Genomic DNA, 21,987 nt, shown 5'->3' on the forward strand with positions numbered 1-21,987 from the left:
GATTCTAGAGAACAACATTTTCATTCACTCATATTAGGAATATCGATGACCACTGACAGCTTTCGTCCAGAAAAAAAAATAACCACTTTCTATCCGCCTCAACGTACCCTGCTTGGTCCGGGACCATCCGATACACACTCGCGCGTTTTATCCGCCATGGCTCGCCCAACACTAGGGCACCTTGATCCGGTTTTTACCGAAATGATGGAAGAATTGAAAGGCTTGCTGCGATATGTATTTCAAACGACCAATTTATTGACTTTTCCAGTTTCCGGACCAGGTTCGGTCGGAATGGAAATGTGTTTTGTTAACATGATTGTGCCTGGAGACAAAGTTGTTGTTTGCAGAAATGGTGTCTTTGGCGGACGGATGATTGAAAATGTCGAACGTTGTGGCGGAATTCCATTGGTAGTGGAAGATAAATGGGGCGATCCGGTTGATCCTCAAAAAGTGGAAGATATCCTGAAAAAACATCCGGATGCTAAAATTGTAGCGTTTGTACATGCTGAAACTTCCACAGGTGTTCAGTCGGATGCCAAGACCATCGGCCAAATAGCAAGAAAGTACGATTGTCTAACGATTATGGACACTGTCACATCATTAGGTGGGACACCTGTTTATATGGATGGATGGGATATTGATGCCATTTATTCCGGTAGCCAGAAATGTTTATCCTGTCCACCAGGATTATCTCCTGTCAGTTTTTCAGAAAGAGTAGTAGATCTGGTCAGGAATCGTACTGAAAAAGTACACAGCTGGTTCATGGACATCAGTTTGTTACTCGGTTACTGGGGATCTTCCCGTACCTATCATCACACCGCACCAACCAACTCTCTATATGGCTTGCATGAATCACTGGTTATACTGTATGAAGAAGGACTTGAGCATTCCTGGGCCCGGCATCATCGTAATCACGAAGCATTAAAAGCTGGATTGAAAACGCTAGGTATCGGATATGTTGTGGATGAAGCATATCGTCTGCCACAATTGAACTCCGTGCATGTCCCGGCGGGCGTAGATGAAAAAGAAGTACGCCGCAAGCTCCTGACTGATTACAATCTGGAAATTGGTGCCGGTTTAGGTGATTTTGCTGGAAAAATCTGGCGGATCGGCTTGATGGGTAATTCAAGCAAACTGGGAAACGTCATATTTTGCCTAGATGCATTAGAGCATGTACTGGCCGATTTGGGTATGAAGGTCAATAAAGGCGCGGCATCATCTGCTGCGCATCAATATTATGCAAATAATCCCGCTGTATAGATGACTGGTAACTGCTGCTAAAAAGTAAATTTCCCCATTTTGCAACAGAGGAAATTTACTACTCTGGTGAAAAAAATTTTTGCTCGCATTTTTCCATTATTTCTCTAATTGATGTTACAGCGAAAACAGTAATCCAGCCATTGATTTTCTGATAAAAATTAGAACTGAAGTGTTGTCATTCGCTGTTGTAAAGTATTTTTTCAGCGCCCCCATATCATTTTTGATGTTGGTGTACACGTTTGTGCATTACCGAAAATGCTCTTGGTCATCACTATGCGAAAATTCTGCATCACCACCCAATTCCACTTGATTTATGAACAATCGCCGAGTTATTTCCATCATGACCTTTAGAACACATGCGGTAACAGATGATCAGGTAATCAAACTCATTTGGACAAGATTAGTAACCAAGCACTCTGCCCAATCAGGATCTCAAAATACTATCCACTCGCCCCGCCTGAAGCACGTATTCTTATCAGCTTCCAGTATCAAACAATACTAAGAATATCAGGTAATTTTAAAATTCTCTCTAATCCCAATAGCCCAAGATATGCCAATAACCAGATTAGAGCCGTGTGCGCTCAGTTTAACGATTGATCCCGGTTCTCTGGAATTCTCAGATACGTCTGCTTTGATTAATCAACCACTTGACTGGATTGGTCAGGAACGTGCCAGACAGGCAACTTATTTTGGCCTTGAAATGGAACACCCAGACTACAACCTTTTTGTATTGGGCGAAACAGGCAGTGGCAGATCTTCCCTGCTACGGCAAGCAATGACGGAAGTTGCGGCAGGCAAGCCTGTACCACCTGATTTATGCTACGTCTACAACTTTGACGTACCAGAACGGCCTCTGGCATTACACTTACCAGCAGGTAAAGGTAGCTGGCTACGGCAGCAACTTGCACAATCCATGAGCGATTTATCGCAGGAAATACCGGAACGGCTGAATAGAGATGATTTCAAGGCAGAAGCGGAGCATATCGAAAATCACTTCAAACTGGAAGAAAACAATTATTTTGAAAAACTCAATACCTATGCAGAATCATTAAAATTTGCGATTCGGCGTGAATCTGGGCGTCTGGTTTTTACGCTGTTGAATGAATCCGGAAAACCACTGACCGAAGAAGAAATCTTGACCCTGCCGAGAGACCGGAGAGCTGCTCTCAATCAGGATGAACAAGCACTACGCCATGAAATTGCATCTTATCTCCAAAAAATTCGTATGCTTGGCCAAAACCGGGATAAGGAACTCACCGCATTATGTCGGAATTGGATTGAACCTCTGCTGAATCAGGTATTGGATGCCGTACCAAGCGAACTGGATCGATCCTTTAAGGATTATGCCAGGCTTGAACGCCACTTGAACGGGATCAAACACGACATTCTTGAAAATCTGGATATATTCCAGCCAGCTGATATAGATGAAGAAAAGAACCCAGAAGATCTGAAAGAATTGTTTGAGCGCTATCGGGTAAATATCGTTGTAGACAACCGGGATTCAATCAGCGCACCGGTTGTGGTCGATGATAATCCATCTTTCAAATCGATGATTGGCAGTATCGGGTACCAATCCATTGAAGGTATGCTGGTGACGGATTTTACGCGTATCCGTGCAGGCAGCTTGTTGAAGGCGCACGGCGGCTTCCTGATGTTACATCTAGATGATGTACTGGTTGATACTTTCTTGTGGGAAAAAATTTGCCGCTTTTTGCGTAACCACATATTGCAGATTGAAGAATCCTGGGCTGCTAATGCCGCAACACCAGTCATACCCATTGAACCTGAATCTGTCAAAATCGATGTCAGAATCATCCTAATTGGCTCGCGTGAGCAATATTACACAATTCAGGAAGAAAACCCCGAACTAGCGCGGCGATTCCGGGTAAAAGTTGATTTTGCAGCTTCATTCCTGGCCAGTATACAAGCCTACCGGGCTCTGTCTATTTTTATATCCCATCTCTGTAAACAGTCCTCCCTGCCACATTTTTCACGAGAGGCAGTCGCCTGTGTGCTAAAAACTTGTCACAGAACCACAGAAGACCAGAAGCGCTTAAGTGCAAACTTCAGTTATACGGAAATGTTGGTTGTGGAAAGCGCCCTGCAATGCAAAGCGCGCGGAAATACTATCGTTGAGAAGCGAGACGTTACAACTGCCCGCCAGGCCCGGACACTGCGACATAATTACCCGGATCAATGTGCACAAGAAGCTATTGCTGACGGAGATATAGTGATCACCGTACATGGCGAAAAAATCGGGCAGATCAATGGTTTGAGCCTGATCGAGATGGGTGATCACAGCTTCGGTATTCCTGCACGCATTACTGCACACACCTTCGCTGGAGAAGACGGTCTGCTCAATATTGAACGTGAAGTCGGCATGTCCGGACCGATCCATGATAAAGGTGTATTCATCCTGCAAAATTTTCTATCCGCTTTGTTTCACCATAATGCACCGCTCGCACTCAATGCATCTATCGTGTTTGAACAGGAATATTATGGCGTAGAAGGTGATTCTGCTTCATGTGCGGAATTGTATGCACTGCTTTCAGCCTTGTCAGGATTACCGTTCAAACAAGGTATCGCAGTCACTGGTGCGATCAATCAATTTGGTGAAATGCTTCCGGTAGGAGGCATTAATGAAAAAATCGAGGGGTTTTTCAGGATTTGTGAAACTGCTGGCCTTGATGGTACTCAAGGAGTGCTGATCCCGGATCGTAATTGCCGTCACCTGATATTGGATGATAGTGTGATTAATGCAGTATCCAAAGGGATGTTCCACATTTATGCTATCGATCATATGTATGATGGTCTGGAGTTACTATCCGGCTTTCCTGCTGGAATCAGTGATGATGCAGAGCTACGCGAAATTATCAATTATCCACAGGATACCGTTCTGAATCATGCACAAAAAGCATTACGCGCTTACCGCATGGCTTGCCATCAGCAGCCACAACGCACAAAAATACCCCCTAAACGGCCAAGTGAACAACCGGGCAAATAATTCTTCTACCCTAGTTACACTGATCTCTCGACTTTTTACTAAAAAATAAACAAGAAAAATCAAAGTAATGCATTAATTTCCAGCAAATCATCTTCATCCAGATCACCCACTTCAGCCTTGAGCTGGAGCCGAGCCATCAGATAATCATAATAAGCTTGGGCAAGATCCCTGCGTGCCGAAAAATACTGTTGCTGTGCATTAAGTACATCTATTTCCATCCGAACCCCCACCTCCTGACCCAATACAGTTGAATCAAGCTGGCTGCGACTGGATGTCAACGCCTGCTTCAATGCTTTGATCTGAGCAATACCATTGGTTACATTGAGATAATTCTGGCGAACCTGCAATGCAATCGTGCGCTGCACATTTTCCATATCTTTACGAGCCTTGTCCCGATTAGCCAAAGCTTCTCTGACACGAGACTGCACTGACAATCCTTGGAAAATAGGAACCGTCAATTGTAATCCAACAGATTTATTGACGATATCCAGCCCTCGCCCGGTGAAAGCACCGCCGACACCATGCTGATCACTGTATTGTGCCACCAGATCTAGAGTCGGATAGTGACCTGCTTTGGCGCGATCAATATCTTGCTCGGAAATCTCGTATGCAATACGCTGTACTTTCAGCTGGAAGTTTTTTTCTTCCGCCAGTCCAACCCATTCACCCATACCATCGTGAGGCAATGAAAGCGGATCAGCAATAATTTTGTCCAGACTTGCGTCCTGCAGATCACTCGGAAGTCGATTGATAAGAACCTCTAATGTATGCTGATTGATTTCCAGTTTGTTTCTGGCAGCAATTTCCTGTGACAAGGTTAAATCGTAACGTGCTTCAGCTTCGTGCGTGTCAACAATGGTCGAAACGCCAACCTCAAAATTTCGCCTGGCCTGTTCTAGCTGTTCATGAATCGCTTTTTTCTGTGATTCGACTACTTCAAGGTCAATTTTTGCCTTGAGTACATCAAAATAGGTTTGCGCAACCCGTAAAATCAAATCCTGGGCTGCGATAACAAATTGCGCATCTGCCTGCGCCACCTCATTCTTTGATTGCTGATAAATAATGAAATTCTCAAAACGAATGAGCGGTTGGGTCAAAGTTGCTGTAATTCCTCGGTTTTTGATCTCCCTGCTTGGCAAACCACTTGTTTCGATATATTGATTTTGGCCAATTCCAGTCAGGCGAATATCGGGCAACAACCCTGCCCTTCCCTGAGGCATCCGTTCTTGTGCAGCTACATAGGCAGCGCGCGCTGCGCCGTATTGTGCATCCTCTTCCAGAGCTTCACGGTAAATCTGCATCAGATCAGCAGCTTGTAACTGAACACAAACAAACATGCTCAAGCATAATAGACAAGCTAAACCTCGTAAACTTTTCATCATGAACCGACTGATTTCATTATCTTCGTATTTTTGAGGTCTGATGATTGTCACTAAAGTTATCGTACTTTGGCTTTTATGAAGCAGTTAACGGACACAAAGCCTCAAAAATGAAATTGCTCGCGCTGCAATGCATTTCTGAATGGCGCAGTACAGGTTTCAAACAAGCAGATCGAACCATAGTTGCCTGGTGTGGTACAGGTTATCAACATTGCCTCCATAACAGGCTCCTCACCAACTATGACAAACAGCCGGCCTCCCGGTGCCAGATTTTGCTGAAATGTCTCAGGCAGCACTGGCGTAGAGGCTGTCAGGACAATTACGTCATACGGACCGTGATCGGGCCAGCCGCGTGCAGCATCACCCTGCTCCAGGGTTATATTGGTAATGTCATGTGTTTGCAGGTTAATACGCGCCATAGCATGTAGTTCCGGCACGATTTCCACACTATAAACATGTGTGCCAAGTTTAGCTAACAACGCAGTCATGTATCCCGTTCCGGTACCAATCTCAAGGATCTTGTCAGTTTTATTGATGTTCAATTCCTGCAGAATACGTGCCTCCATTTTGGGTGTTAGCATTACAGCATCATGCTCCAGCGGAATTTCCATATCCGTGAATGCCATAAAACGATAAGCTGCAGGTACAAATTCTTCACGCTTCATCTGATATAACAAATCAAGAATATCCGGATTCAGAACACTCCAGGTCCGGACTTGTTGTTCCACCATATTGAAGCGACTTTGTTCAAGGTTCATCATAGATCTAATTCTGTTATCAACGAAAGAATCGGGCTTGCAATTATTCCATATTTACTTTAGCTTGGCAGCTTTGGCTAGGGGTCCGCATTCGCAGAAAACTGGAATGTCGGTGAGACAGTCCCTTAATACCTGATGCGGATAACGCCGCCGGAGGGAAGCCGGGAGTAATTTCCCTGCTCCTTGCGGCTTTCTTAAGGAGCATAGCATGAAAATACCTCTTTCCAGACTGGAAAAATTCACCAGTGACAATGCGCGGGTAGATACGGCTGCAATACAATCTCTCCCCAATTCACGCAAGATTTATATTCAAGGCTCTCGCGCAGATATCCGAGTGCCAATGCGGGAAATCAGCCAGTCTGATACCACCACCAGCCAGGGAATTGAAAAAAATCCACCCATTTGCGTCTACGATACTTCCGGTCCCTACACGGATCCTGACACCAGTATAGATATCCGCCACGGCCTACTTCCTTTGCGTGAAAAATGGATTGAGGAGCGCGAAGATACAGAAGTTCTCTCAGGATTATCCTCAAGTTACAGCTTGAGACGGTTGCAAGATCCTGCTTTGACAGCAATGCGTTTTAATCTCACACGTCCGGTTCGTCGCGCCAAAGATGGCACCAATGTTACTCAAATACATTACGCCAGGCGCGGTATTATTACACCGGAAATGGAATTCATCGCAATCCGGGAAAATCAGCGCAGAGAACGTGTCACCGATCTGGCGAAAAGCGAGTTACTCACTCGACAACACCCCGGACAAAGTTTTGGTGCTGCGATTCAGGAATGGATTACCCCGGAATTTGTCCGTGATGAAGTAGCACGTGGGCGTGCCATTATTCCGGCCAACATCAATCATCCGGAAGCAGAACCCATGATTATCGGCCGCAATTTTCTGGTCAAAATCAATGCCAATATTGGCAACTCCGCGCTGGGCTCCAGCATTCAGGACGAAGTGGAGAAAATGACCTGGGCAATTCGCTGGGGGGGCGATACAGTCATGGATCTTTCCACCGGGAAAAATATTCACGAAACACGTGAATGGATTATTCGCAACAGTCCGGTTCCAATTGGTACCGTACCGATTTATCAGGCACTGGAAAAAGTGGACGGCAAGGCTGAAGAGCTGACCTGGGAGATTTTCCGCGATACCCTGATTGAACAAGCTGAACAAGGCGTGGATTACTTCACCATTCACGCTGGAGTGCGTTTGCCTTTCGTTCCAATGACCGCCAAGCGCATGACTGGCATCGTCTCTCGTGGCGGTTCCATCATGGCAAAATGGTGCCTGGCGCATCACAAGGAAAGCTTCCTGTATACGCATTTTGAAGATATCTGCGAAATCATGAAGGCCTATGACGTCAGCTTTTCCCTGGGAGATGGTTTGCGTCCGGGCTCGATTTATGATGCCAATGACGAAGCGCAATTCGCAGAATTAAAGACACTGGGTGAACTGACAAAAATTGCGTGGAAACACGATATACAAACCATGATTGAAGGACCTGGTCATGTGCCCATGCATCTGATCCGGGAAAACATGGATCTGCAACTCGAACATTGCCATGAGGCACCTTTCTATACGCTGGGGCCACTCACCACCGATATCGCACCTGGTTATGATCATATCACCTCGGCAATCGGCGCAGCCATGATCGGCTGGTATGGAACCGCCATGCTGTGCTACGTCACACCCAAAGAACATCTTGGTTTGCCGGACAAGGATGATGTCAAGGACGGGATCATTACCTATAAAATCGCTGCACATGCTGCTGATCTGGCTAAAGGACACCCAAGTGCACAGATCCGTGACAATGCACTGTCCAAGGCGCGTTTTGAATTCCGCTGGAACGATCAATTCAATTTAAGCCTGGATCCAGACAAGGCCAGACAGTTTCATGACGAAACCCTGCCACAGGAAGGTGCCAAACTTGCCCACTTCTGCTCAATGTGCGGGCCCAATTTCTGTTCGATGAAAATCACCCAGGATGTGCGTGATTATGCTGCACAACAGGGTATTTCTGAAAATGAGGCATTACAGGAAGGCATGGCCAAAAAAGCGGATGAATTCATTGAAAAAGGCGGTGAGATTTATAGAAAACTATGATCTTCCCCGGTGATTTCATTTGCTTGAACAATTCACATTAGGCTGCTATGGACTGGCTGATTCTCATCAAAGCGTTTCTGCTTGGTATCGTTGAAGGACTTACCGAGTTTTTGCCAATCTCATCTACCGGACATCTGATACTGGCGGGTGATTTACTGGATTTTAATGATGATAAAGCTCAAGTTTTTACGGTAGCGATACAGCTGGGGGCGATTCTCTCCGTTTGTTGGGAATATCGCGTCCGGCTGATGAATGTGGTCAGGGATCAGGGCACCCGGCGGGCAAATCGTTTCGTACTGAATCTATTCGTTGCTTTCTTGCCAGCTGCAATACTGGGCCTGCTGTTCATCAAAACAATAAAGTATTATTTATTCCACCCGCTGCCGGTTGCTATTGCACTGGTTACTGGCGGCGTGCTGATACTCTGGGCCGAGCGTCGGGAACACAGAATCGAGGTTGAAAATGTAGATGACATGAACTGGAAGCATGCGCTGAAAATTGGCTGCGCACAGTGCCTGGCACTGATTCCTGGCACCTCCCGTTCCGGCGCAACGATTATTGGTGGGTTATTGTCCGGATTATCACGTAAAGCTGCTGCAGAATTTTCTTTCTTTCTGGCAATCCCGGTCATGTTTGCTGCAACTTTCTATGATGTCTACAAACACCGGGAATTTTTACATAGCGATGACTTGGGAATGTTTGTGGTGGGATCAATCGCAGCTTTCATTAGCGCGTTAATTGCGATACGCGGGTTTATACGCTATGTCAGCCACCATGATTTCACCCTGTTTGCCTGGTATCGTATTGGTTTTGGCCTGATTGTATTGCTTACAGCCCATTTTGGCCTGGTTGATTGGTCTGCAGGCTGATCCATCCTTTTTAGCCTTGAGTCCACGGCAACCCGGCAGCTTTCCAGCCAGTTTTTAGCCCGCGATGACCATTTTCATCTTTATCGCCCTCAAAACCTTCCAGAATATTGTAGCAATTGGTAAACCCTTTCTGGCGCAGAAGAGTTGCCGCTTTGTCAGATCGCACACCGGTACGACACATGAACAGAAGCACAGCATCATTTGCAATCTGCCCGGTAAACTGCTCCAGAAAGCTGGAGCTAGGCTGCATTCCCGGATAAGTTAGCAATTCGACTTCAATTGCCCCGGGAACACGTCCGACCCAATCCAGTTCAGCTCGACAGCGCACATCCACAATTCTAGCTTCCGGCATGGATTGCAGCACCTTATGCGCCTCTGATGGCAACAGTGCTCCCCTGTAGCAAACACCCAACTCCTGCGCCCGATTTTGAGCTGTCTCCAGAATTTTATTGATCTCTATCATTTCTACTGAATTTTCATTTGTAAAACACAGGCCAAATTATTTTTGGTGCCGGGTAAATTATTTATCAGAGTTTTAGCTCAAACCCGCTCAGCTTTCTCAATGATGACATCTTCCAGCGGTACATCCTGGTGTCCGGCAGAACGACCTGTTTTCACTTTCTTGATCGCATCAACTACTTCTTTGCCTTCAACAACCTTACCGAACACACAATAACCAAAGCCTTGTGGTGTCATACCGGTATGATTCAAAAAGTGATTATTGGCAACGTTAATAAAAAACTGTGCAGTGGCAGAATGCACATCGGAAGTGCGAGCCATGGCAATCGTATAGGCCTCGTTACCGGAACCCAGAGCAGCCTCATTCTGAATAGGTGCCAAAGTTGATTTTTCTTTCATTTCTGGTGCATAACCGCCACCTTGAATCATAAAACCATCGATGACACGATGAAACAAGGTATTGTCGTAATGTCCGCTATCAACATAACGCAGGAAATTTTCAACAGTGACAGGTGTTTTGTCGCTGTCGAGTTCCAAGGTAATGGTGCCGTAATTTGTATGTATTTTAACCATTTTAATTTTATCCTGAGTTTACGGATTTTCGGAATTGGCAGAAGCCGGGAGCAACTTGATACTTTCAATAACAATCATGTTTTGTGGCACATCTCTGTTAAAAGGCCCATTTGCTCCGGTTGGTGTCCCGGCAATAGCATTAACAACATCCATGCCGGCTGTAACTTTACCAAAGACTGTGTAACCATACCCTTGCATGGTAGGAGCGGTGTAGTCAAGAAAATCATTATTTGCGACATTAATAAAAAACTGTGACGAAGCAGAATGTGGTTCATTGGTACGCGCCATCGCTATCGTGCCAAGTGTATTTTTAAGTCCATTGGTGGCTTCATTTTCAACAGGCTGCCGGGTAGGCTTCTGTGTGTAATTCTGATCGAATCCGCCTCCTTGAATCATGAATTTGGCAATAACCCGATGAAAAATAGTGCCGGTATAATAATCATCATTAACATAGCTCAGAAAATTCTCGACAGTCTTGGGCGCCTGATCGGCATAAAGCTCTATCTGTATCGCTCCAAGATTGGTTTTGATTTCGACCTTGGGATTAGCTGAAAAAACGGATGTTGCCAGCATCGTCAGGTATAAGGTAAAGAAAAGCGTAGTGGTGGTAACTACTTTTACTGAGCGAGCAGTATGCCGCCCAAAGGAGAAGATTGTCATTATGCTATACTCACACGGTTTTGCCCCTGGTTCTGCCAGGCGGACTTTTATAAAGAAAAGTCCCTGATTTTATCAACAAAATAAGCACTTCTACACAACTATCTCTCTTGCATACGCCGCCGATGCTCAAAATTTACGATACGCTCACCCGCTCCAGACGAGAATTTATCCCCCTTACGCCCGGGAAAGTCAAAATGTATGTGTGTGGCATGACTGTTTATGATCACTGCCATCTTGGGCACGCTCGTGTATTGGTAGTATTTGACAGCGTAGTACGCTGGCTGCAGACCCTTGACTACAAGGTAACTTATGTCCGCAACATCACTGATATCGACGACAAGATTATTCGCCGCACGCTGGAAAACCATGAGCCGTTTGGTGCACTGACTGCCCGCTACATTCAGGCAATGGAAGAAGATGCTGCGGCATTGGGCGTCATCAGTCCTTCTTTCGAGCCGCGCGCAACCGAATACATCGGGAGCATGGTCACCATGATCGAATCATTACTGGGCAAGGGACTCGCCTATGTAGCAAACAACGGCGATGTATTTTACGACGTCCGCCGTTTCCCTGGCTATGGCAAACTCTCGGGTAAATCACTCGATGATCTGCGTGCCGGTGAGCGCGTGGAGATCGATACCAACAAGCGGGATCCCTTGGATTTTGTGTTATGGAAAGCTGCTAAAGCCGATGAACCCAGCTGGAATTCGCCGTGGGGCAAGGGGCGTCCGGGCTGGCATATTGAATGTTCCGCCATGAGCGAGCATTACCTGGGTGAGCAGTTTGACATTCATGGGGGCGGTCAGGATTTACAATTCCCGCATCACGAGAACGAAATCGCACAAAGTGAAGGCGTCCACGGTCACTCCCATGTCAATTACTGGATGCACAACGGGTTTGTACGCGTAGATAATGAAAAAATGTCCAAATCGCTGGGTAATTTTTTTACTGTGCGAGAAGTGCTGGCACGATACCAATCCGAGGTGGTTCGTTTTTTCATTGTACGAGCACACTATCGCAGCCCGCTCAATTATTCGGATGCCCACCTCAACGATGCCAGAAATGCACTGGAACGTCTCTACACAGTGCTGAGAAATCATGCGCCATCACAGGCACAGGCTGAAGAAGCACCTGCTACGATTGACTGGGAAAATAATGTTTATGCTCAGCGTTTCATGGCGGCGATGAATGACGATTTCAACACACCGGAGGCAGTTGCAGTACTGTTCGATCTGGCAAGCGAAGCAAACCGGACGGGTGATTCACACTATGTCAGCTTGCTCAAAGCTCTGGGCGGAATACTGGGCCTGTTGCAGCAATCACCGAGGCAATATTTGCAGCATCCCGCATACCCACAGGATGATCGCCATTCCACAGAAGAAATTGAACGCATGATCCAGCAGCGATTACAGGCGCGTAAGGAAAAGAACTTTACGCAGGCTGATGCACTGCGTCAGCAACTGGCCGAAGCCGGCATTATTCTGGAAGACGGGCCACAAGGAACAACCTGGCGACGACAATAATGCAGAATTTCATCAAGGTATTTGCCAGATATAAAGTGCGGCGCCACTGAAATCATCCAGCTGGATACACTGATCAGGCATGACACCTGGAACAGTAAAGGTATTACTGATGAAAAGGCTGCCCGGACGCATTTCCTGGCATACTTTCTCCCATAAACACAGCATGGGCACAGGGGAAAGATAGGCATACACCACATCATATTCAGCCAGATTATGATGCCAGATGCTTGCCCAATGAAACCGGTAACCCTGCCCGGATAGCATTGCTCTCCACTTACTGATCCAGCAGGGCAGCATGGCGGCCTCAACACCGCGATAGCTGCCATGCGGCAACATCCGCGCCAATTTGCATACCAGCCCGCCACACCCCGAGCCCAAATCAATCAATTTGAAGTTACAATCCTGTGGCAGCAATCCAGCCAGTGTATCAACTGCTTCCCGGCTAGATAGAAACAACGGTACCCGGGTGTGATGTATTCTTCCAAAAATCAGTATGAGTGTAATAAAACCAGCCAGATACCAATCAGCAGGCAGCTCCAGTGTTAATATCGCCGACAGCAACGCCGGGAAAAAGAACAGATGAATCACCGCCTGCCAAACTGGCAAGTGAAACAGATAGAAACTCATGAGCGCAGCAATCACTCCCTGTAGCCAGATTGCATGCAGCAGTGTGAGTGGCCACGGCAGAATTACCCCAAGCAGACATACAAGCAAAATACTGCCTGGCAGCACTATAAAAATCTTTTTCAGCAGCGATTTGGAAGCAGCACACTGATGAACAATCTCAGTTGGATACAGCATTGTTTCCATCCACAATCCGCGGATTGATTTCTTCTTTACTATGGATATTCACTTCACCAAGGCTTTCACGGGTAATGGCATCCTCGGCTTTTTTATTCATGACGATAATGCTGATCCGCCGGTTAAACGGGTTGAATGGATCTTCTTTATCAAACATCACAGCCGAAGACAACCCGACCACACGTAACATTTTCTCCGGCTTCATTCCACCTACAATCAACTCACGTCGGGAAGCATTGGCACGATCCGCCGATAATTCCCAGTTGCTGTAGCTTTTTTCACCGGAAGGATAGGGAGTTGCATCAGTATGACCAGAAAGACTAATTTTATTACCGACATCATTCAGCATTTTGCCAATTTCACGCAGAATCATTTTGGTATACGGTTGCAATTCTGCTTTTCCGATAGCAAACATCGGACGGTTTTTTTCATCAACAATCTGGATGCGCAAGCCTTCTGAAGTAATATCGAGCAATAACTGACTCTTGAACCTGTTGAGTTCCGGATTGCTGTTGATTGCATCTTCAATCTTGATTTTGAGTTTTTCCAGTTGTTCACGCTCAACACGATCCTGGAGAGCCTGCAGTGCATCCATATCAAGAGATTGCTTTAGATCATCAAAATCCGATCGTCTCATCTGGCCGATTCGCCGGCTCAAATCATCACCACCTCCTTTAATGACACTGGTACTGTCCCCGCTACCATCTCCCCCAAGCAATGCAATTTTCAAGGGCGTCTTGAAATATTCAGAAATACCTTCCTTATCCCCTTGTGTTGTTGAACCCAACAACCACATCAACAGGAAAAAAGCCATCATGGCGGTCACAAAGTCAGCATAGGCAATTTTCCAAGCTCCGCCATGATGTCCCCCCGCTATCTTCTTGATGCGTTTGATGATGATTGGTTTTTGTGAAAAATCCTCAGCCATTCATGACCTCATGCAGAAACAGGGAAACTCGGGGAAACAACATCACTTGGCCTTACTCTGTTTGACATGTTTTTCCAGCTCGATGAATGATGGTCGTTCGGTGGAAAACAATACTTTTCTGCCAAATTCAACTGCCAGCGCCGGTGCATAGCCATTGAGATTAGCCAGCAGCGTAACTTTGATGCATTCCAGCAATTTGCCGGATTCGTGTAGTCGCTGCTCCAGGCGACTCGCCAAAGGGCCAACAAAACCATAGGCAAGTAAGATCCCAAGAAACGTCCCAACCAGTGCCGCAGCAATTAACTTGCCCAACTCTGCCGGTGGAATGCCGACTGACGCCATGGTATGCACCACCCCCATCACGGCTGCCACAATTCCGAAAGCCGGCAGTGCATCCCCCATCTTGCTGATAACATGTACGGGCACTTCGCCTTCCTGGTGATGCGTTTCAATTTCACCATCCATCAGATTTTCAATTTCCAGGGGATTAAGATTGCCGCCGACCATCAGCCGCAGATAATCGGTAATGAATTCTATGGCATGATGGTCCGACAGGATTTTGGGATATTTTGTGAACAACGGGCTTTTAGCAGGATCATCCACATCTGCCTCAATCGACATCAGCCCTTCCTTGCGGATTTTGCCGAGCACTTCATAGAGCAGTGTCATCAGCTCCATATAGACCACCTTGGTATACCGGGCACCCTGAAAAACGCCAGGAAGCGCTTTGAAAGTAGCCTTGATTGCTTTGCCGGAATTACCGACGAAGAATGCACCCAGCGCAGCGCCTGCAATCATGAGCAGCTCGACCGGCTGAAATAATGATCCCAGATGGCCGCCTGCCAGAGCAAACCCACCAAACACGGAGACAATAACAATAAGATATCCGATAGTTACCAGCATGACTGAAAAACCTCTTATGAATTTCAGACTTTATCGGCTGCTGGCGGGCGGACTTTAATCCGGCTATCTCGTTAATTGGATATTGGGCCAGCGTCAATGGCTTTTGGACAAAGCTCATTTTTATGGCGATGAAGATCCAATAGTGCTGAAGTGCTACCCGCGTCGATCGACAGTAGTGTAGAGTTTTACCCCATGAGCATGAATACTGCATTGCACATTAAACTGCCAGCTTTCCTCGTACAGGCGAATACCGAGTCGCGCGTGCTGAGCAAACCCGAAGCACGTATGGGTTACGTGCTTGAACTCATGCGTATCAATATGGCTACGGATGGTGGGCCCTTTGCTGCGGCGGTATTCGAGCGCGACAGCGGCTTGCTGATTGCAGCCGGTACTAACCGAGTGGTATCAAGTCACTGTTCCACGGCTCACGCCGAAATACTTGCGTTATCGCTGGCGCAGGCAAAACTGGGCAACCACGATCTGGGCGCTGACGGTCTGCCTGCCTGTGAACTGGTAACCAGTGCTGAGCCCTGCGTGATGTGCTTTGGCGCAGTGATCTGGTCCGGCGTACGCAGCCTGGTCTGTGCTGCACGCGGTGATGATGTGGAAGCAATTGGTTTCGACGAAGGCCCCCGGCCAGAGAACTGGATTGATGAATTGGAAGCTCGCAGCATCGCCGTGACTACCGATCTGTTGCGTGATACTGCCTGTACACTGCTACACGACTACGTTGCCTGCAACGGCGTGATTTATAACGCACGCTGCGGAATACACAAATGAACAGCAGATTATTTATCCTTTATCCGGAGGTTCCCTGACTGTCCAGCCCCATTACCCGGGCTTCATCTTCCTGCGCAAGATACACCCAATCTACAATCTCCTGATTGGGGATATAACCGGGAACCAGTTGTTCCATCATCAACCGGATGACACTGACATCATTCACACTGAGCGCCATTTCCAAGGCATTCAGTTTGCCTTCCAACTCTACCCAGGGAATAGAATCTTCATGCGCTCTCATGATCCTCGGATGGGAGGTCAGTTCCGGGTTATTACCAATCAACAGCTCCTCATAAAGCTTTTCACCGGGGCGCAAACCGGTGATCTCGATTTCAATATCCCCTTCCGGATTCTGCTCATCTCTGACAGTCAAACCGGAAAGCTCAATCATGTGGCGTGCCAGATCCATAATCTTCACTGATTCCCCCATGTCCAGCACAAATACGCCCCCGCCCCTGGCCATTGCCCCTGCCTGGATGACCAATTGAGCCGCTTCCGGAATAGTCATGAAATAACGGGTAATCTCCGGATGAGTCAGCGTGATCGGGCCTCCTTCCCGGATTTGCTGACGGAATTTCGGCACCACTGAGCCCGATGAACCCAGCACATTACCGAAACGCACCATGGAAAATCGGGTGGCGGAATTGTTATCGGCCAGCGCCTGTAATATCAGTTCTGCCAGGCGCTTGCTCGCACCCATGATATTGGTAGGTCGCACTGCCTTGTCTGTGCTGATCAGCACAAAATCTATCACACCATTTTCCTCAGCGGCCCGTGCCAGATGGAGTGTGCCAAACACATTGTTCTTAATGCCTTCTGCCGGATTATGCTCCACCAGCGGCACATGCTTATAAGCAGCGGCATGGTAGACAGTATCCGGGTGCCAGGTAGATATGATCTCCTGCATCCGGCCTACGTCCTGCACCGATGCCAGCAGGGGCACCAGCACAATCTCACGACCGGCAAGCTTCCCCCCCAGCTCCTGGTGAATCACATAAAGCGCAAATTCATTCTGTTCGACCAGCAGCAACCTGGTCGGCCCCACAACAAGAATCTGGCGGCAAAGCTCACTGCCAATCGATCCACCCGCTCCCGTCACCAACACCACTTTGCCCAGGATATTTTTTGTCAGCAGAATATGATTTGGTGTTACTGGTTCACGCCCGAGCAGATCGTCAATATCCAGTTCGCGCAAATCTGTAATACTCACCTTGCCCTGGATCAGATCAGTCACACTGGGCAATGTCCGTACCGAAACACGAGCGTCACGAATCTGGCACAAAATTTCATTGCGACGACGGCGTGAAATACCCGGCATCGCCAGCAAGACATCGCTAATATTCAAGGTCGAAACCAGGGCAGCCAAATCACCTGGGTTATAGATAGGCAAACCATTAAGTACATGGCCATGCAAGCGATCATCATCATCCAGAAACCCCGCCATCTGTATTTCCGGACTATTGGCCATGGCTACTGCCAGCTGACGACCTGTTCGGCCAACACCGTAAATAAGTGCCCTGGGTCGGGAAATATGTCTCAAAATATTCTGGTACTGATCTCCCAACCACACACGTGCCAGCGCACGCGATGCACCAACAAACAGGAGCAGCAGAATCGGCTGAATGATACCGATTGTTCGTGGAACACCTGCCAGCCCGATAACCATAAAGGTAGTGGCATAGATCAGCCCATAAATACTGATAGCACGCGCTACCGTCAATAACGCTGGCCAGCCGCTGTATCTGAAAATGGCACGATAAAGACCGGTAACGATAAAAATGGGCAACGCCAGTACCACTGAGGCTACCGCTGCCCAGATGACGCCCTCTGCCCATGGACCCTGCCTGGAAAAACTGACAAACTCACCCAAACGCAGGTAATAAGCCAGCCAGACTGTCAAAACACACAAACTGAAGTCTACAGAAAGGGCAATCAGCCGTTTTGTCGTGCGAGACAAGGTTAAAACTGAGGGTGCAAGCTGTCTGAAGTAATTTTTAACCATAATCAACTATCAACTCAATCAACCGGATTTTTCCCTTACACGATCCCCTGCTCCACGACCTGTCGCTGTCAGCACAATGTACCTAAAATAATTTACCATCGACAACGTCTTGATCATCTGCCTATCAACCTCCGCCAGCAACGCAGGGATAGACATATCAATACCCCGAATCTGTGCCAACCCCGTAATACCCGGGCGCACATCAAAGATCCCCCGTTGCTCTCGTTCCCTGATCAACTCAAGCTGATTTGGCAAGCAAGGTCGGGGACCAACCAGGCTCATCTCCCCTTTGAGTACATTCCATAATTGCGGCAGCTCATCCAGCTTGGTTTTTCGCAAAAATTTACCAAAAGAGGTAATGGCCGAGGCATCCGCCAGATGCGTGGCAACAGAAGCCGTACCCGGCCGCATGGTACGGAATTTAACCAGGACAAATGGTTTTTGCTGTCTTCCTACCCTTATTTGTCGAAATAATGGTGATCGTGTGTCGAATAACCCAATCACATAAAGAATCACCAACAGCGGCAAAGCAACCAGAATACCCAAGGCTGCCAGCACAATATCCAGTAAACGTAACATGATGTCCAAATTTACAAATTCACTTACCAATCTGCTCAAACACTTTATCGGATCACCCGCATCCGATCCGCGCAATTGTTGCGATAAGGCCGCCACGGTGCGCTGGTTATCGGAGGCAGCAAAATCAAGAAACATCAGCGATCAGTCCGGGATATTTGTAACCAGCAAGTACAGACAATTGATAAAACACCGAATGATTCGGCACACGGATGGAGATTGTCAAGATCATGATGATCTCACCCCACCAGAGAAGCCGATACCCCTCCCGGCAATTTCGTTTATCATCAAACGGAAACTTGCAAAAGGTGATACGGATGAACCAGCAGGAGACAGACAAAATCGACAGACAGATTCAATCAGTAACGGATCAATTTTCTGACATCAAGCTTGTAATCATCTTTGGATCTGTCGCCGCAGGAAAAGCCTCTCTGGAAAGTGACCTTGATATTGCTATTTTGGCAAAAAAACCGCTCTCAGCCCAAAATAAAATTTCACTTATCAATGCATTAGCCGAATCCACAGGCCGACCGATAGATTTGGTCGATTTGAGCCAGGCTGGCGAGCCATTACTGGGGCAAATTCTGCAACGCGGAAGAAAAATCTCGGGAAAGAATCAATATTATGCCGAGCTTCTCAGTAAACACCTGATAGATCAAGCAGATTTTGTGCCGTATCAGCGCAGAATTCTGGCAGAAAGGCGCAAGGCATGGATAGGCAAGTAATTGATCAAAAGCTTGAATCTTTACGCAGATGCCTGGAAAGAATCCAGCAAAAATGCCCGGCAACTGCACAAGAGCTAATCAACGATATTGATCTGCAAGATATCATTGCTTTAAATCTTAGTCGCGCTGTTCAAATCTCTGTTGATATCGGTACCCACCTTCTTGCAGAAACCACAACACCTGTATCAACAACAATGGGCCAAACATTCGATCTTCTGGCGCAAGCCAATATTCTGGATGCGACAGTGGCAGCACAACTTAAAAAGGCAGTTGGTTTCAGAAATATAGCCGTACATAATTACTAAATTATTAACTGGCTTATCGTGCACAAAATTGCACAACAACACCTGATCAATTTCAAAGACTTTGCCACCCAGATTTTCCAATATGCCTACCAACAAGTACCAGAAAATTGATAGACAAAATCATCCGGGCCATAAAGGTGTTTGTCCTCGTCCATTGTTATTCACACAGATGCTACGCTAAGAGACATGAAATGAATATCTTGTTGACCGGAGCCAGTGGCTTTGTAGGCGGTGCCGTCTGGCAGACACTACGGCAACGAAGGGTAATGGTACGGCCTGTATTTCGCACGCCAACCTCGGCGTTGACAGCAGGGTGTCCGGCTGATGAAGCGGTAATCGTACCCACATTGGATGCGGCCACCGACTGGGCGCAAGCCCTGGCAGGAGTGGATGTAATAATACACTGCGCTGCCCGCGTCCATGTCATGCAAGATAACGCGGCTGATCCACTCACGGAATATCGTCGCGTGAACGTGGAGGGTACGTTGTACCTGGCGCAGCAGGCTGCCGCTGCCGGGGTACGGCGTTTTGTGTTTATCAGCTCGATTAAGGTCAACGGCGAAGGTACGCAGTCGGGGCGTCCCTATTCAGCAGATGACACACCTGCGCCAGAAGATGCTTATGGCATTTCCAAGGCCGAGGCTGAGGCGGGCCTACACAAGCTGGCTCAGGAAATGGGTATGGAACTGGTCATCATTCGCCCGGTGCTAACCTATGGCCCTGGTGTCAAGGGTAATTTTCTGGCCATGCTGCGTTGGATACAGCGTGGTTTTCCTCTGCCATTGGGCGCAGTGGTGAAAAATCGTCGTAGTCTGGTGGCACTGGACAATTTGGTGGATCTTATCTACACCTGCGTGGATCACCCAAACGCGGCCAATCAGGTTTTTCTAGTAAGTGATGGAGAAGATCTATCTACCGCCGATTTATTGCAGCGACTAGGCCGAGCATTAGACAAAAAAGCGCGTTTACTTGCTGTGCCGGTGTGGCTGTTGCACCTGGCGGCGCGTTTGCTGGGCAAGAGTGCAGTAGCGCAGCGCTTGCTGAGTTCGTTGCAGGTGGATATCAGTAAAACCCGCACACTGCTCGGGTGGCAGCCGCCATTATCAGTAGACGAAGGTTTGGAAAAGTTGGTGGAGCACCAACGGTAATTTTGTATACACTCATTCTGCAGATCGAAGTAATTTTGTAGCATGTCAATGTTCATCGATGGATATATTTACTCAGATCAAAGTGCGGCCAATTCACTTGTCCAATACCTCCTGATACAGTTGCGCGTAAGCTTTACCTAGCACAGATCCCGAAAAGAGCGTTTCATAACGTTGCCGCGCAGCTTGCCCTAACCGATCTGCCAGTACATTATCTACCAACAAAGCATTCATGGCTTGAGCCAGTGCTTCTGGCGATTCAGGCGGGATCACGAAACCAGTTTCCCCATGCTGGTTTACGAAAGATGTCCCGGTATCGATCTCACAGCTCACCATCGGCTTGCCGAACATCGACGCTTCGACCAGCACCATACCATAGGCCTCCGAACGCAGATGAGAGGGCAAGATCAGGGCACGGCAGCGCTTCAGCAACGTCACCTTCTCCACCTCCGATACCTGGCCAGCAAAGATCACGTTCTCCAGGCCAAGTTGCCGAGCCTGTTCCTGAAGCATAGTTCCTTCGGGACCAGAGCCCGCAATGATCACCCGCGCACGTACAAATGCAGCTGATTTGATCAGAAAATGCAGCCCCTTGTAGTATCGCAACACTCCGATGAATAGAAAAAACGGCTGATCTATGCCAAGCCCTAAGCGCAGAAGCACACCGTCGTCACTATGCTGAGGATAAGTGCGCTCGTCGATGCCCAAGGGGATCACACACACGCGATCGCGTAAGAAACTATCAGATAAAACTGGACTTGTTCTTGCATAGACTGGAGAAGTCGCCACAACGGCTGTCATCGCCTTGAGCATGCTGTGCATTAGTGGCGTATAGACGCGCCCAAGCCAGCGCTGTCGTACAATATCCGAATGGTAAGTCATGATCACAGGCACCGTTGGTCGTGTAGCCAGATGCAACAAATCAGCAAATGGCCAAGGGAAATGATAGTGAACCACATCCGCCCATTTGGCCAATTTCGAAAACTGCCGAAATGAGGCGATTCCACCCAGATCACACGAAGCAGGAGCAGCCCATGATCGACAGCGGATTACACGCGCTTCCGGGCGCGTAATCACTTTGGGAATCGGGTCAGGAGACAGTGTAAAAATCGTGTTCTCCACACCAAACTTACCGGTGGCAATACAAATCTGACGAATTGCCTCCTGGAGCCCCCCGGGAGGATCTGGAAAATAGGTGCGATAGATGCTCAGTACTTTCACAGAACGCTA

General features: G+C 47.6%; 20 protein-coding genes and 1 riboswitch. Of the genes, 9 read left to right on the forward strand and 11 right to left on the reverse strand.

Translation table 11 applies throughout. The features are described from left to right. Positions 1-45 precede the first annotated feature (45 nt). Positions 46-1,260: a pyridoxal-phosphate-dependent aminotransferase family protein gene (locus BM331_RS08375; protein WP_074928806.1), complete on the forward strand. Its 1,215-nt coding sequence runs from the start codon at positions 46-48 to the stop codon at positions 1,258-1,260. 550 nt (positions 1,261-1,810) lie between these two features. After that, positions 1,811-4,264, forward strand: coding sequence for a Lon protease family protein (locus BM331_RS08380; protein ID WP_074928808.1), 2,454 nt, complete (start codon positions 1,811-1,813; stop codon positions 4,262-4,264). A gap of 59 nt (positions 4,265-4,323) precedes the next feature. On the opposite strand, the gene BM331_RS08385 is transcribed toward BM331_RS08380, so the two are convergent. Then, positions 4,324-5,646, reverse strand: coding sequence for a TolC family outer membrane protein (locus tag BM331_RS08385; protein ID WP_074928871.1), 1,323 nt, complete (start codon positions 5,644-5,646; stop codon positions 4,324-4,326). A 101-nt stretch (positions 5,647-5,747) separates the two neighbouring features. Further along, positions 5,748-6,404, reverse strand: coding sequence for a protein-L-isoaspartate O-methyltransferase family protein (locus BM331_RS08390; protein WP_083414727.1), 657 nt, complete (start codon positions 6,402-6,404; stop codon positions 5,748-5,750). Positions 6,405-6,470: 66 nt separating this feature from the next. Further along, positions 6,471-6,577, forward strand: a riboswitch (TPP riboswitch). A gap of 32 nt (positions 6,578-6,609) precedes the next feature. On the opposite strand from BM331_RS08390, the gene thiC reads away from it, so the two are divergent. Together thiC and BM331_RS08400 are read left to right on the forward strand one after the other, a co-directional pair. Further along, complete coding sequence (gene thiC, locus BM331_RS08395; protein WP_074928810.1) at positions 6,610-8,508, forward strand: phosphomethylpyrimidine synthase ThiC; 1,899 nt, start codon at positions 6,610-6,612, stop codon at positions 8,506-8,508. 47 nt (positions 8,509-8,555) lie between these two features. Further along, the gene (locus tag BM331_RS08400) at positions 8,556-9,377 is read left to right on the forward strand and encodes an undecaprenyl-diphosphate phosphatase (RefSeq protein ID WP_074928812.1); all 822 of its coding nucleotides are present in this window, start codon (positions 8,556-8,558) and stop codon (positions 9,375-9,377) included. 10 nt (positions 9,378-9,387) lie between these two features. On the opposite strand, the gene BM331_RS08405 is transcribed toward BM331_RS08400, so the two are convergent. From BM331_RS08405 to BM331_RS08415, 3 genes are all read right to left on the reverse strand, one after another. Further along, on the reverse strand, positions 9,388-9,840 hold the full coding sequence (locus BM331_RS08405; protein ID WP_074928813.1) for a rhodanese-like domain-containing protein: 453 nt from the start codon (positions 9,838-9,840) through the stop codon (positions 9,388-9,390). Positions 9,841-9,917: 77 nt separating this feature from the next. Next, complete coding sequence (locus tag BM331_RS08410) at positions 9,918-10,409, reverse strand: peptidylprolyl isomerase (RefSeq protein ID WP_074928815.1); 492 nt, start codon at positions 10,407-10,409, stop codon at positions 9,918-9,920. 18 nt (positions 10,410-10,427) lie between these two features. Further along, on the reverse strand, positions 10,428-11,069 hold the full coding sequence (locus BM331_RS08415) for a peptidylprolyl isomerase (RefSeq protein ID WP_074928817.1): 642 nt from the start codon (positions 11,067-11,069) through the stop codon (positions 10,428-10,430). A 122-nt stretch (positions 11,070-11,191) separates the two neighbouring features. Between BM331_RS08415 and cysS the strand changes: the two genes are divergently transcribed. Next, the gene (gene cysS / locus BM331_RS08420; protein ID WP_074928819.1) at positions 11,192-12,592 is read left to right on the forward strand and encodes a cysteine--tRNA ligase; all 1,401 of its coding nucleotides are present in this window, start codon (positions 11,192-11,194) and stop codon (positions 12,590-12,592) included. 12 nt (positions 12,593-12,604) lie between these two features. Here cysS and BM331_RS08425 read toward each other — a convergent pair whose 3' ends face one another. From BM331_RS08425 to motA, 3 genes are read right to left on the reverse strand one after another with little or no spacing between them, the layout of a single operon-like run. Beyond that, entirely contained in the window at positions 12,605-13,402 is a 798-nt protein-coding gene (locus BM331_RS08425; protein ID WP_074928820.1) for a class I SAM-dependent methyltransferase, read from the reverse strand. Continuing rightward, positions 13,377-14,321: a flagellar motor protein MotB gene (gene motB, locus BM331_RS08430; protein ID WP_074928822.1), complete on the reverse strand. Its 945-nt coding sequence runs from the start codon at positions 14,319-14,321 to the stop codon at positions 13,377-13,379. Before motB ends, BM331_RS08425 begins: the two co-directional genes overlap by 26 nt. Before the next feature lie 42 nt (positions 14,322-14,363). Beyond that, on the reverse strand, positions 14,364-15,224 hold the full coding sequence (gene motA, locus BM331_RS08435; RefSeq protein ID WP_074928823.1) for a flagellar motor stator protein MotA: 861 nt from the start codon (positions 15,222-15,224) through the stop codon (positions 14,364-14,366). Positions 15,225-15,416: 192 nt separating this feature from the next. On the opposite strand from motA, the gene BM331_RS08440 reads away from it, so the two are divergent. Continuing rightward, complete coding sequence (locus BM331_RS08440) at positions 15,417-16,004, forward strand: guanine deaminase (RefSeq protein WP_074928825.1); 588 nt, start codon at positions 15,417-15,419, stop codon at positions 16,002-16,004. A 19-nt stretch (positions 16,005-16,023) separates the two neighbouring features. Here the strand turns inward: BM331_RS08440 and BM331_RS08445 are convergent, their stop codons facing one another. Next, on the reverse strand, positions 16,024-17,961 hold the full coding sequence (locus BM331_RS08445) for a polysaccharide biosynthesis protein (RefSeq protein WP_256214861.1): 1,938 nt from the start codon (positions 17,959-17,961) through the stop codon (positions 16,024-16,026). A gap of 63 nt (positions 17,962-18,024) precedes the next feature. Then, positions 18,025-18,720 (reverse strand): sugar transferase, encoded by a 696-nt coding sequence (locus tag BM331_RS08450; protein ID WP_256214862.1) that lies wholly within the window; start codon positions 18,718-18,720, stop codon positions 18,025-18,027. A gap of 179 nt (positions 18,721-18,899) precedes the next feature. Here BM331_RS08450 and mntA point away from each other — a divergent pair, with 179 nt between their 5' ends. From mntA to BM331_RS08465, 3 genes are all read left to right on the forward strand, one after another. Then, positions 18,900-19,307 (forward strand): type VII toxin-antitoxin system MntA family adenylyltransferase antitoxin, encoded by a 408-nt coding sequence (gene mntA, locus BM331_RS08455; RefSeq protein ID WP_074928829.1) that lies wholly within the window; start codon positions 18,900-18,902, stop codon positions 19,305-19,307. After that, positions 19,292-19,612 carry a type VII toxin-antitoxin system HepT family RNase toxin gene (hepT, locus tag BM331_RS08460; RefSeq protein ID WP_218154572.1) on the forward strand — a complete coding sequence of 107 codons (321 nt, stop codon included), beginning with the start codon at positions 19,292-19,294 and terminating at the stop codon, positions 19,610-19,612. Before mntA ends, hepT begins: the two co-directional genes overlap by 16 nt. 191 nt (positions 19,613-19,803) lie before the next feature. Continuing rightward, positions 19,804-20,760 (forward strand): UDP-glucose 4-epimerase family protein, encoded by a 957-nt coding sequence (locus BM331_RS08465; RefSeq protein ID WP_074928831.1) that lies wholly within the window; start codon positions 19,804-19,806, stop codon positions 20,758-20,760. Positions 20,761-20,853: 93 nt separating this feature from the next. Here the strand turns inward: BM331_RS08465 and BM331_RS08470 are convergent, their stop codons facing one another. Next, the gene (locus BM331_RS08470; RefSeq protein WP_074928833.1) at positions 20,854-21,978 is read right to left on the reverse strand and encodes a glycosyltransferase; all 1,125 of its coding nucleotides are present in this window, start codon (positions 21,976-21,978) and stop codon (positions 20,854-20,856) included. Positions 21,979-21,987 lie beyond the last annotated feature (9 nt).

This window comes from Nitrosomonas eutropha (assembly GCF_900116685.1).
GTDB lineage: Bacteria > Pseudomonadota > Gammaproteobacteria > Burkholderiales > Nitrosomonadaceae > Nitrosomonas > Nitrosomonas eutropha_A.